The sequence below is a fragment of the Pseudomonadota bacterium genome, from assembly GCA_016711215.1.
Taxonomy (GTDB): Bacteria; Myxococcota_A; Polyangia.
Genome location: JADJTL010000001.1, coordinates 147,311 through 159,786 on the forward strand (window position 1 = coordinate 147,311; position 12,476 = coordinate 159,786).

Genomic DNA, 12,476 nt, shown 5'->3' on the forward strand with positions numbered 1-12,476 from the left:
GCCTTGTCTCCGGCTAGGCGTCCGGCGCGGCCGGGATCGCCAGGCGTGGGACCGACGAGCGCCCTCACTCGGCGGCGGGCCGCCGCGCCCAGGCGGGACGACAGCGGTCCGTAGTCTTGGCGCAGGCGGTGACAGTTTCGCGCACCTGCGCGACGAACGTGTCGAGCAGCAGCTCACTGCTTCCCGCCGCGGCGGCGGCGCGCGTCGACGGGCTCGTCGTCGTGGCGGCCGGGCCTGCTGGCGTCGTCGGGCGGAGCGTCAGGCCCTCGAGGCTCCGTTGCGCGACGGTGCGGCCGCGCGCGTTTTGCGCCAGGAGATAGGCGCCCTGGCGCATGCCCACCACCCGCAGACGCCCAGCGCTCGCGCGCCGCGTGAAGAGCAGCAGCTGTCGTCCCGCTGGAAGCTCGGTGCTGCCCGCGACGCGCATGCCGATGCCGTCGACGCTGCCACCGAGCTCACGCACGACCACGGTGCCGCCGCCGGCGCTGCCATCCAGTGCCTGATCGACGCGCACGATCGTGTCGGTGACGATGAAGCGTCCATCTTCGGACCACTGGGCCGTGGCGCTGAGCGCGGTGCCGACGAAGATCCGCTCGGCGCTGCCCACCAGGTCCCGCAGGCTCATGCGCGGCATGACGGTCGCCGAGCTCAGGGCCGGTGCGAGCCCAGCGCCGGCGACGCCGACGAGGAAGAGTGCAGCGATGCGAGGGAGACGGCTCACGACCGAAAAAGCATAGCGACCGCCTGTGGGTCGGTCAAATGCTCGTGCTAGAGTTCGCCGCATGACGCAGCCAACGCCAGGGTCGACGCCCCGGCCCGAGGACCGCCGCGTTCACCAGCGCCATGAGGTCTGCGTACCCGTGCTGGTGCGGCTGCTCGACGAGCGGGGCGAGCAGCCGATCAGTGATCCGGGCTTCGGCGTCATCCGCGATGTCTCCGCGGGGGGCCTGCGCCTCGACGTGTTGGGCGAGTTGGCGCAGTGGCTGAGCGGTGCCACGCCGGGCGCCGGTCAGGTCGAGCTCCGCTTCGTGCCGCCCGAGCTGGCCGCGCTTCCACCTGCGCGCGGGCGGGTGCGTTGGGCACGCCCCGCTCAAGATGGACCCGGCTGGGTCGCTGGGCTGCAGTACGGCCTCGGGGCGTCGCAGACGCGCGACGAGCTGCTCGTGGCGCTGGTCGAGTACGGCGCCGCGCCGCTGAGACAGGGTCTGCTGGGCCCACGCCTGCGCAAAGTTCTGGTCGCCGGGCTGGTGGCGTGCGCTTTCGCGGCCGGCGCGCAGCTTGGCAATCAGCGGCGAGAAGTCCGCCAGCGGCGAGAGCGTCGCCTGGAGCGGCAGGTCGATGCGCTCGCCGAGGACCATGCGAGCTGCATGCAGCGGGTCGGCGCGGTCTGGCGGCGCCATGACGAGCTGCGGACGCAGCTCGATCGCTGTCGAGGTGCCGCCGCGGCGGCGACGGCGGCCCCCGCTGCGCCTTGAGCGTCGGTCGCCATTGACGCCTTCCATTGCGCCCGTCGCCCGCGCTAAGATGCCACGGCAGCTCGATGCTACGGCGACGCGATGCCGCGATGACGCCTGCGATAACGCCTTCCCCTGAAGGCTCACCCACGAGGTTTCTTGCCATGAGGCTCTCCGCCCTTCGTTCGTTCACGCTGACCGCGCTCGTCGCGACCTCCGCCTGTACAGCCCTGCTCGATACCGAAGCCCTCAACGTCGAGGGCGTTGGCGACGGTGGCGCGCGGGATCGCGGGCTGCGCGACGGCCGTGCGCGCGACGCCGGCGTCGGTGGCGACCGCGGCGTGGTCGCGGACGCCGGTCGCGATGGGGCCGTGCCCAGGGCGCAGCTCACGCTGACGGCACCCTCCGGCGCTGTGCTGACCGAGATGAACGTGACGGGGCCCGCGCTGACCGGCACGGCGATTATCTTTACGCTGCGTAATTCGGGCACAGCGGCCACCGCAGGGGTGCCGGCGCCCACGCTCTCCAATGGCGCGAACTTCGAGGTGGTGGCGAACAATTGCGCAGCGGCGCTCGCGGCCGGCGCGAGCTGCACGCTATCGGTGCGGCCGAAGGCCACCGCCAACGGTCCATATAACAGCACGCTGCGCGTGGTCTCGAGCACCGTCAGCTCGAACGCGCTGACCCTCGGCGGGACGGCCAGCGGTATTGTCGCCGCTCCGGTGCTCAACCTCAGCGCGGCGACCGGCGCAACTCTCGACCAGATGGACGTCGCTTCGCCTGGTCCCACAGGCGACGCCATCATCTTCACCGTGCGCAACACCGGCAGCACGGCGATGGCGTCGGCCGTGGCGATCGAGCTCGGCAGCCCGACGCACTTCCTCGTCGAGGACAATACCTGCACCACCGCGCTGGCTGACGGCGCGACCTGCACCTTCTCCGTGCGTCCCACGGCAGCGGCCAACGCCAGCTACGAATCGGGGTTGGAGGTCAGGGTGGGCACCCAGGTTTCGAATGCCCTGAATCTCAGCGGGACGGCCAGCGGCTTCGCCCCGGCCTTGACCCTGACCCCGGGGACCGCGCAGACGGGGATGAACGTGACGCCCGCGGCGAACCCCGGCGCGGCCGTGTCCTTCACCGTCGAGAATACGGGCACCGCTCCGACCGCGGTGATTCCGACGGTGGTGCGCGCCCCTGTGGCGAACTTCGACGTCGTCAACAATACCTGCACCGCGGTGCTGGTGGTGGGTGCCACTTGCACCTTCGACCTGAAGCCGAAGGCGACCGTGAATCAGCTCCTCGACGGCACTGTGGAGGTCACCGCCGGGTCGGGCATCCGCACGGCGAGCGTCAAGCTCGGCGGGACGGCCAGCGGCTTTGCGGCGCTCTCGCTGGCCATGACGCCGGCCACGCGCACGGGGATGGATGTTTCAGGCCCCGCGACGACGGGCACCGCCGTGACCTTCACGGTCGTCAACAACGATCCGACCACGACCGCGGTGGCGGTCGCCGTGGCCATTGTCGGCAACACCGCGAGCGCGTTTCGGGTGGTAGACAGCGCGACCGATTGCATCGGCGCTGATCTGGCCCCGGCGGCGACCTGCACCTTCCAGGTCGAGCCGACGGCGAGTGCCAATGAAGCGCTGAGCGCGACGATGACCGTCGGTGACGCGACGCTCGGCTCCAACACCGTGACGCTCGAGGGCAGCGCGAGCGGCTTCTAGCGCGAGCGCGCCGCAACCGCTCAGAAGGCCCCGGCTGCGACGGGCCGATCGACGGCCGCGACCCCGCTCTCCCTCGTCGCCCTCTTTTGCCCTCTACTCCCTCTTTCTCCCCCTCTCGGCACGGAGCAAGCCATGGCAGCCGATCGCGTTCGGGTGCGGATCGCACCCAGCCCCACGGGAGATCCCCACGTGGGCACGGCCTACGTCGCGCTCTTCAACTACGCCTTCGCCAAGCATTACGGCGGAGATTTCATCCTGCGCATCGAGGACACGGACCGCGCGCGATCGAGCCGAGCGTCGGAGGAGGCGATCCTGCGCAGCCTGCGCTGGCTCGGGCTGCGCTGGGATGAGGGCCCCGATGTCGGCGGTCCCTGTGGCCCCTATCGCCAGTCCGAGCGCGCGGCGATCTACCGCGAGCATGCCGAGCTGCTGCTCGAGCGCGGCCACGCCTATCGCTGCTTCTGCTCAGCCGAGCGACTCGAGCGCCTGCGAGAACGGCAGCGCGCTGCCAAGACGCCGCCCGGCTATGATGGCCATTGCCGCGACCTGAGCGCCGACGAGGTGACCGCCCAGCTCGCCGGCGAGGCCCCTCACGTCGTGCGTCTCAAGATGCCGCGCGTCGGCGAGGCGCTCTTCGAAGACCAGCTCCGCGGCCTGATCCGCATGCCGCTCGCGAATAGCGACGATCAGGTACTCCTCAAGAGCGACGGGCTGCCGACCTACCATCTGGCCAACGTCGTCGACGATCACCTGATGGGTATTTCGCACGTCGTTCGCGCGGAGGAGTGGATTCCCTCCGTGCCGAAGCACCTGCGGCTCTACGAGGCCTTCGGCTGGGAGCCGCCGCGGATGGTGCACCTGCCGCTGCTGCGCAACAACGACAAGAACAAGAGCAAGATCTCCAAGCGCCGCAATCCGGTCAGCCTAGATTACTACCGCGAGGCCGGCATCTTGCCGCAGGCAATGGTGAACTTCCTTGGACTGATGGGGTGGTCGTTCGGCGGCGATCAGGAGAAGTTCACGCTCGAGGAGATGATCGGCCGCTTCGACCTCGCGCCGGGCAGCGTCGGGCTGACCGGGCCCGTCTTCGACCTCGAGAAGCTCTCCTGGCTCAACGGGCTCTATCTGCGCGAGCTGAGCGATGAGCAGCTCGTCGACCAGCTGATGGCGTGGCGTCTCAATCGCGAGTACTTCCTGCGGCTCGCGCCGCTGGTGCGCGAGCGGATGCGCCGCCTCGACGAATTCGTGCCGCTAACCGAGTTCTTCTTCAGCGGTGACCTCGACCTCAGCCTCGTCGGCAAGCAGCTCGTGCCGAAGAAGCGCGACGCTCGCGAAACGGCGGTGGTGATCGACGCGCTTGCGGACGAGCTCGACGGCGTGCGCGACTGGGCGCCCGAGGCGCTAGAGACGCTCTTGCGCGGCTGCTGCGAAGGGCTGCAATGGACCTCCCGTGAGGTCTTCATGATCGTGCGCATCGCCGTCAGCGGCCGCGCGGCCTCCCCGCCGCTCTTCGATACGATGGTCGCGGTGGGTAGAGACCTCTGTCGGCGCCGATTGCGGCAGGCCGCGGTCTGGCTGCGCGCCCAGCCGATCGCCCCAGCGGTACCCGTGGGGCCGCGCGAAGCGGGCTGAGCAGGCCAATGCTCGAGGCGCTACGACAGGCGGGAGTGTCGCGGGTTCAGCTCGCCGCGCTGCTGGCCTACCACCTGGGCGTCAATGTCGTGCTGCATCTGCACCAGCCCGTCGGCGCCGGGCTGCTGGTGCTCGGCTTCGTGCTCTTTGCGCGCCCGCTCGGGCGCCTGCTCGAGCATGCGCTGGTCGCGAGTTGGCGCGTGCTCGACGCCGAGGCCGCGGCGGAGCGTGCCGTGGACCCTGCCGGCAGCTTCGACCGCCAGCCGATCGTCGTGCTGACCACCGCGGCGATCGTTCTGACCCTCATCGAGTACTACGGCACGCGTGGGGCGTTCGTCGACTTCGTCGGGCGCTTCCTGCCCACGCTGCGCCTGCACCGCCACTGGGAGCTCTACGGCTATGCCTATTGGTCGGGCTTCCGCCTCTGCGCCTACACGATCTTCCCATGGCTCGCGATTCACACGCTGTTGGGTGGCCAGGGCGTCCGTTTGCGGGATTGCGGGTTGGAGTGGCGTGGAGTGACCCGGCACCTCTGGCTCTACGCTGCGCTCTTCGTCTTTATTCTTCCCCCGGTGGTGGTCGCTTCCTTTACCCGGCCCTTTCAGCACACCTACCCCTTCTACGACCTGGCCGCCCGGAGCTGGGGCGACTTCCTCGCTTGGGAGCTGCTCTACGCGACGCAGTTCTTCGCGCTCGAGCTCTTCTTCCGTGGGTTCATGGTCCACCGGCTCAAGCGGGCGCTCGGTTCCCACGCGATCTTCGCGATGGCGCTGCCCTACTGCATGATCCACTACAACAAGCCGATCGCCGAGGTGCTCGGCGCCGTGGTCGCTGGCACCGTGCTTGGGACCCTCAGTCTGCGCACCCGATCGATCTGGTGCGGCTGGTTGATCCACGTCAGCGTCGCCGTGACGATGGACCTACTGGCCCTGCTCCACAAGACAGGCTGGCCAGGAAACCCGCAGTTCGTCGGATAGACTTGCGATGCCTTGGCGAAGGGAAAGGTGAGTAAAGGCGAATTGGTAGAGCAGTATAGCGATTTTCGTTTGAATGGTAAGTTGCATATGTGAATTGGCGTAAGAGCCCCAGGCACCTCGGTAGCGTCGCCAGCCGAAACCTCCGGTCGTCGGCCCGCCAGCGCCTCGGCGAATCCCAGGGGCGCGAGACGAACTTTTACAATGTGGTGACAACTCCCACCGCGCGATCCGCTAGAAGTCGCATGTTCTAGAGCGGCGGGTGCCGCGGAGTGGGGGAGATATGAGTGGGCTTCAGCTCGGTTTGATCATTGCGTACCTGTCGGTGCTGCTGGCGCTGGCCTTCTTCGGCTTTCACCGCACCTTGCTCGTCTGGCTCTTCTATCGTCATAAGAAGCGCGTCGCCGTGCCGCTGCGCGAGTTCGCGGACCACGAGCTGCCGCGGGTGACCGTGCAGTGCCCCCTCTTCAATGAGATGTACGTGGCCGAGCGGTTGCTCGAGGCCGTTGCCGCGATGGACTACCCCCGCGATCGGATCGAGATCCAGGTGCTGGACGATTCCACCGACGAGACGCAGGGGATCTGCCGGCGCAAGGTCGATGAGCTTCGCGCCCGCGGCTTCGACGCCAAATACCTCCATCGCGACGACCGCACGGGCTTCAAGGCGGGTGCGCTGGAGAATGGCCTGCTGACGGCGTCCGGTGAGCTGGCGCTCGTCTTCGACGCGGATTTCATTCCTGCGCCCGACACCCTGAGGGCCATGGTCCACCACTTCTCGGACGAGAAGGTGGGCATGGTCCAGGCCCGCTGGGGACACGTCAATCGTGACTACTCCACGCTGACCGAGGTCGAGGCGCTCATGCTCGACGGTCACTTCGTCATCGAGCATACGGCGCGCCACCGCTCGGGCCGCTTCTTCAACTTCAACGGCACCGCCGGCATGTGGCGCATTTCCACCATCCACGACGCCGGTGGCTGGCAGCATGACACGCTGACCGAGGACATGGACCTCTCCTACCGCGCGCAGCTCAAGGGCTGGCAGTTCGTCTACTTGCCCAACGTGGTCTCGCCGGCCGAGCTGCCGGTGGAGATGAACTCCTTCAAGTCGCAGCAGTTCCGCTGGGCCAAGGGCTCGATCCAGGTCGCCAAGAAGCTGCTGCCGCAGATCATGCGCGCGGACCTCTCGCCGCAGATCAAGCTCGAGGCTTTCTTCCATCTGGCCAACAACCTGGCCTATCCGCTGCTGCTGCTGCTCTCGCTGCTGCTGCTGCCGAATCTGGCGGTGCGGACCTCGCACGGCTGGCGCGAGGTGCTGCTGATCGACCTCCCGCTCTTCTTCGGGACGACCGTCAGCATGGTCGGCTTCTACGTCGTGTCGCAACGTGAGCTCGGTGGACCACCCTCGGGCGGCTGGTGGCGCTTCGTCCTGCGTCTGCCCTTGATGCTCTCGGTCGGCATCGGGCTCTGCATCAATCAGACGCGCGCCGTGCTCGAGGCGCTCTTCGGTCGCGAGACGGAGTTTGTGCGCACGCCGAAGCATGGCCTCTGCATGCGCAGCGAGAGCTGGGCGGGAAAGCGCTACCGCGCGGCGAAGACGCTGATCCCCTACTTCGAGCTGCTGATGGCGGCCTACCTCGGCTGCGCGATGATCGTGGCGTTGGCCTACGGCCACTATCTCTCGCTGCCCTTCCTGCTGCTCTTCTTCGTCGGCTTCGGCTATGTTGGTTCGCTGAGCGTTTACCAGCGGCGCTGAGGGGCAAGGCAGCGGCGGGGGCCGCGCGCGGCACTTGGTCCGCGGCAGGCTGACGTCACGCAGCGCAGCGGGTCTTTCACGATTAGTTGTTGCGGCTGGTTGTTACGGCCGGTTGTTACGGTTTGTTCTTACGGTTGGTTCTTACGGTTGGTTCTTACGGGGGCGACACGGTTTCGACGGGGGTGAACGAAGCGAGGGCTGCAGGCGGAGGGTCTCTGTCACCTCCTTAATCCGATAGGGAACTATCAAACGCGAACTCGACTGAGTACGCACTGGCTGCCTAGGTAGCCAGCGTCCTACCAGCTCTCCCGTCTGTGACGGTTGGCTAGGGCGTCATCGAACAGGCTAGCCAAGGGCTCTGACGGTCGGGCCCACGGCGAAATAACAGGCCGTATGGCCTCGGGGCAGCCAGCCGGCGGGCGGTCTCGGGGTGACGAAAACCGTCGGCTAAGCTTGTAGACGCCTTCGTATTCGCACCTTCGGACGCGGGTTCGACTCCCGCCGCCTCCATATCTTCCGCTGCAGCGCGCGCTCGGCGTGCTGGTTTTCCGCTGCAGCGCGCGCTCGGCGTGCTGGTTTTCCGCTGCAGCGCGCGCTCGGCGTGCTGGTTTTCCGCTGCAGCGCGCGCTCGGCGTGCTGGGCCCCTACGCTGCGCCGAGGCCTTGCTCCGCTCACCCGAGGAGCGCCCTGATGCCAGCCGTTCTTCGACCCCTTGCGTCGTGGTTGGTGCTCGTCGCGCTGGCTGGCTGCAGCGCGCGGCGAGGGGCGGCGCCCGACGAGGCGTGCAAGCGGGGCGACACCCAGCCCGTTCCAGGCGCAGACTGCGGCTTGAACGGGCGGGGTACCCTCGAGCGCACCTGCGAGGTGGGCGGCTGGAGCGAGGCCACGGCCTGCGTCGATCCGGACCTTTGCGTGGATGGCGCCACGCAGGCGGGCGAGGCTGGCGAGGCGGGCTGCGGCTTTGGCGACCTCGGGCGGCTCGTTCAGCTCTGCCAGGCCGGCCGCTGGAGCGACTCCGACCAGTGCGTGAGCGCGAGCTGTACCGAGCACGTGGATTGCGGGGTGGGGCGATGTCTTGGAGGGAGCTGCGGTTGTCCGGCGCTCGAGGGCATCACGCCAGACGCTGCCTGGTCGCGGGCTCCCACGGGGCTTCTCTTGACCCCTGGGCAGAGCCATCCCGATGGCTCGACGAGCTATCTGATTGCCGACCCCAGCCTGCGCTTCGACGCCGAGGCGCGAAGCTGGAGGCTGTGGTTTTCAGGCCTCCGTGGAAGCTCCTTCTCGGGCGCTGACCAGACCGTCATCGAATACGCGGAGAGCGCCGACGGGTTGAGTTGGGTAGTCGCCGACGCGCCCGCGCTGGTCGAGGCGGCGGAGGGCTGGGATTCCCTGGCCGTCGAGACCCCTGATGTGCTCGTGGACCCCGCGGCTGCGCCGGCCCGTCGCTACCTCATGGTGTATTCTGGAGCGAAGGAGCACCTGGCGGCCGGATATCGTGACTACCAGCTTGGCCTCGCCCTTTCCGCCGACGGCACGCGCTTCAGTCGCCTCTCGGCAGCCGCGTCACCCTACGGCCTAGCCGGTCTCGTCTTGACGGCGGGCGATGCGTTTCCCTCCCTGCCAAGCGTCAACGGAGGGGTCGTCGCCGATCCCGTACTGGCGCTGAAGGATGGCGTGTTTCACCTTTGGTTTTCGAGCCTCGGCTGTTCGGACGGTAACGTCTGTGAGCCCTCGAAGATCGTCGCCTTCGGCATTGGCCACGCCACGTCGGCCGACGCGACCCACTGGACGATGGACGCCGGCAACCCCGTGCTGAAGGGCGGCCAACAGCCCAGCGTGAGCTGGGACCCCCACGATTGCGTTTTCGAGCTCTGGTACAGCTACAAGGACGGAAGCGAGGGCGACACCATTCCCTCCGACTTCAACGCGGTGAAGGGCTTTCGCCATGCGATCTCCGCGGATGGCTCGAGCTGGTCTGAGGCCTCCGCGAACGACTTCGCCTGGGATATCGACGAGCCCGGTGAAGAACTCGGCCTGCTCACCGGCGTCGCGGTGGTGCGGGTCGGGCGGGCGCTCCAGCTCTACTACGTCGGCCTGGGAACCACAGGGATCCCGAGCGCCGAGTTCCACCTGCCGGTCAATCGCTGGTACGACGGGGCCGGGTTCGTGCCAGGCACCTTCGGCCTGAAACGAGCGACCAGGCTACCGTCGGAACCTGCCAGGCGGTGAAGTGTCGCCTGGCGCGGGCCGCCCTCGGCGGGCCGGCGCCAAGGCCGCCATTGGACGCGAGATATCGTGGACTCAGATTTCTTCCGTCGGAACGAGTACTTGCCACAATAGGCAAAGTAGCTCCAGTACCCAGAGGTGCAAAGTCTCACCGCGTAATATTAACCCGGGTCGGGACCGCCGAGCCTGCCCAAGGTGGCCTACCGGCAGTGGACAGTGTCGCTGCCGTGGCGCATCCACTGGCAGGTGGGCACCAACACCAAGCTGCTCAGCGCGGCGTTGTCGGTGGTGTTACGCAGTCTGTTTGCCTGGCAACGGCGTGTGGCGCGGCGGGTCGGTATCGCCCAGCCTCTGTGTGGATCGGTGACCTTCATCCATCGGTTCAATTCACAGCTGCTTCTGTCCCCACACTTTCACGCGCTGGTGCCCGATGGCGTGTTCTCCGTCGACGAGGGTGGGGCGCTGGGTTTCGCGCAGCTCCCACCGCCGCGCGACGACGAAGTCGAAGCGCTCCTACGCCGCATCGGAGACCGCATCGAGGCGCTGGTGCAGCAGCAATGCGCTGATGCCATCGACGACGATGACCCCGATGCGCTGCAGCACTCGCGGAGGCCACCCAGCCGCCTCGTCGCCATCCATGGCAGACCCACCCGGCACCCCAGCCGCCGGCCCGGCCTCGCTGCTTTGCGCTCGACGGCTACTCGCTGCACGCCGACGTTGCAGTGGCCGCCGAGGATCGGCGTGGCTTGCGTCGGCTGCTCCGCTACGGTGCGCGACCGGCGCTGGCTGCCCGCCGTGTCTCGCTGTTAGAGGGCATGGTCGTCTACAGGCTTCGCAAGCCCACCGCCACCGGACGGACGCAGCTTCAAATGACCCCGCAGCAGTTCATCCGGCGGCTTGCCGCCCTGACACCGCCACCTTGGCTCAATCTCATCCGCTTCTATGGCGTTTTCGCCTCCGCCCACCGCCAGCGCCAGGCTATCGCCCAGCGCGTCGCCCAACAGCCTCGATCCGGCCGACGACCCGTTTGCTTGTCCGCCGCTGCGCCCCCAGCAGTCAACCGACCGCCATGACGCCCCTTCCTCCGCGCCGCCGCCGCACCTGCGCATCGCCTGGTCTGAACTCCTGCGGCGCACGTTCGACGATCCCCTCGTCTGCCCGCGCTGCCAACGTCGAATGCGTCTGATCGCTGTCGTCAAGGACCCCGACGCCATCGCCGCCAGCTTGGCTCACCCGCTCATCGCGACGACGACCCCGGCACCGGTCCCGACCCTCCGCAGTTGCCCCCGAACCTCGAGCCCCAGCCCGAGCTGTTCCAATCGAGACCTGAACCGCTCCAACCTCGCTGACCGCCATCGGCTCGGCCAGCGTTGGCCAGCTACGCCCGCTGCAGCCCTACGAGCCGACTGCTGCCCCTACACTGCTCGCCCGAGCGGCTGACTCACCGCCGCGAACCGCTGGCCCCGACCGGCGATACTCGCATCCGCAGGCGAAAACGTGGATTAAAGGCCATTACCCTTTCAGCGGCGATGGCGTCCCACGGCTCACCATCCTGAAGCTCGTCTGTGAAGAAGGACGGTGTGTGCTGGGATAGTGGCAGAAGTGCGCAGGCCAGCCGGTACAGCATGCCCGCGGTGGAAGGCGGGTATTGTGACGCCCCCGGCTCCTCAAGCGATTCCGTCTCGAAAAGCAGTGATGTTTCAAGCCAGTCAGCGTGAAGGCTTGGGTGTTGCGAGCGCTTCTCTAGCTCTGCTAGGCGGTTTTACTTGATCAGCGGTTCCCAGGGGTAGTCCCACATTCGCAGCAGTCCGTCAAAACCGCTCGTTAGAAGAGTTCCTACCTTGGGGTGTATCGCGATAGCCAGAACAGCATCTTCATGAGCAATTCCCGTGTCCTGTAATTCCATCTTTGTAACGTTCCACGCGTATACACATCCGTTAGGTGCGCCGCAGAACAGTTGCCCACCCTGAAGTGAAAATACAGCGTTAGACCAATACATCTCAAGTGTCTCGTTGTTTACTAATCCATCGGCAGCCCTTCCGCTATATTCGAACGCTCCGAGAAGCTTGACTGGCGCCAAGGAATACAGATTGACATCACGATCAGCGAAAGCAAACAGGTGTCCGTCTGGACTGAAACTTCCGCTACTCAGCGCATCGACATCTCGGTCGATGTTGTACAGCAGGTCCAAGTGACCTTCTCTAGTGAATTCGCAAAATTCTATCCAGGAGCCCCCTTGAGAGCAGCAAGAAAGGGCGACAACCTGTCCGTCAAATCGGAAGTTGATTGATACATTGCGTTCGCCCGCTTCCCTTTCGAAAACGGTCAACCCGTTCTTAATATCTACGACCCGAATGCGTTCTTCGTCCGAGCCAGCAATCAGAAACTTTCCGTCAGGCGAAAATTCAACAGCGTGTGTCTCCTCGCCAACCCGTCCAGGGATTTCGGATAGCAGGGACCCCGTAGCAAGGTGCCATAGTTTAACTTCGCAATTGCCTGCTGTTGCGATGATGTTCGCATCCGTTGGGTGTGTCGCAATTGCATTCAGGCGCCCATAATTCGTATGGATAGTTCGGATGCGTGCTGGATTCCCATCCAGCGACCATATTATGATTTGCCCATTGTCCTGTGCTCCGATTAGACGACAACCATCGGATGAGAAGCGCAGTGAGATAACGCTATTTATATTCACGTCTACTATAGTTGATTGCAT

Annotated in this window: 10 protein-coding genes and 1 other RNA gene; 9 read left to right on the forward strand and 2 right to left on the reverse strand. The window is 66.4% G+C overall.

Annotation, left to right across the window (positions count from 1 at the left end):
- Nucleotides 1–64: 64 nt before the first annotated feature.
- Complete coding sequence (locus IPL40_00545) at nucleotides 65–721, reverse strand: hypothetical protein (protein ID MBK8479658.1); 657 nt, start codon at nucleotides 719–721, stop codon at nucleotides 65–67.
- A 61-nt stretch (nucleotides 722–782) separates the two neighbouring features.
- On the opposite strand from IPL40_00545, the gene IPL40_00550 reads away from it, so the two are divergent.
- The 9 genes from IPL40_00550 (at nucleotide 783) to IPL40_00590 (ending at nucleotide 10,836) form a co-directional block, all read left to right on the forward strand.
- A complete protein-coding gene (locus IPL40_00550) occupies nucleotides 783–1,475 on the forward strand; it encodes a PilZ domain-containing protein (protein ID MBK8479659.1) in 693 nt (230 codons plus the stop codon).
- Nucleotides 1,476–1,618: 143 nt separating this feature from the next.
- Nucleotides 1,619–3,178: a choice-of-anchor D domain-containing protein gene (locus IPL40_00555; GenBank protein ID MBK8479660.1), complete on the forward strand. Its 1,560-nt coding sequence runs from the start codon at nucleotides 1,619–1,621 to the stop codon at nucleotides 3,176–3,178.
- A 132-nt stretch (nucleotides 3,179–3,310) separates the two neighbouring features.
- Nucleotides 3,311–4,810: a glutamate--tRNA ligase gene (locus tag IPL40_00560; protein ID MBK8479661.1), complete on the forward strand. Its 1,500-nt coding sequence runs from the start codon at nucleotides 3,311–3,313 to the stop codon at nucleotides 4,808–4,810.
- Between the two features lie 8 nt (nucleotides 4,811–4,818).
- Nucleotides 4,819–5,787 (forward strand): CPBP family intramembrane metalloprotease, encoded by a 969-nt coding sequence (locus IPL40_00565; GenBank protein ID MBK8479662.1) that lies wholly within the window; start codon nucleotides 4,819–4,821, stop codon nucleotides 5,785–5,787.
- Between the two features lie 280 nt (nucleotides 5,788–6,067).
- Nucleotides 6,068–7,537 carry a glycosyltransferase gene (locus tag IPL40_00570; GenBank protein MBK8479663.1) on the forward strand — a complete coding sequence of 490 codons (1,470 nt, stop codon included), beginning with the start codon at nucleotides 6,068–6,070 and terminating at the stop codon, nucleotides 7,535–7,537.
- A gap of 158 nt (nucleotides 7,538–7,695) precedes the next feature.
- Nucleotides 7,696–8,050, forward strand: a transfer-messenger RNA (tmRNA) gene (gene ssrA, locus IPL40_00575).
- Between the two features lie 177 nt (nucleotides 8,051–8,227).
- The gene (locus IPL40_00580; GenBank protein MBK8479664.1) at nucleotides 8,228–9,766 is read left to right on the forward strand and encodes a hypothetical protein; all 1,539 of its coding nucleotides are present in this window, start codon (nucleotides 8,228–8,230) and stop codon (nucleotides 9,764–9,766) included.
- 192 nt (nucleotides 9,767–9,958) lie between these two features.
- On the forward strand, nucleotides 9,959–10,573 hold the full coding sequence (locus IPL40_00585) for a transposase (protein MBK8479665.1): 615 nt from the start codon (nucleotides 9,959–9,961) through the stop codon (nucleotides 10,571–10,573).
- Entirely contained in the window at nucleotides 10,486–10,836 is a 351-nt protein-coding gene (locus IPL40_00590; protein ID MBK8479666.1) for a transposase, read from the forward strand. Before IPL40_00585 ends, IPL40_00590 begins: the two co-directional genes overlap by 88 nt.
- A 689-nt stretch (nucleotides 10,837–11,525) precedes the next feature.
- On the opposite strand, the gene IPL40_00595 is transcribed toward IPL40_00590, so the two are convergent.
- Nucleotides 11,526–12,455, reverse strand: coding sequence for a hypothetical protein (locus IPL40_00595; GenBank protein MBK8479667.1), 930 nt, complete (start codon nucleotides 12,453–12,455; stop codon nucleotides 11,526–11,528).
- Nucleotides 12,456–12,476: the final 21 nt, after the last annotated feature.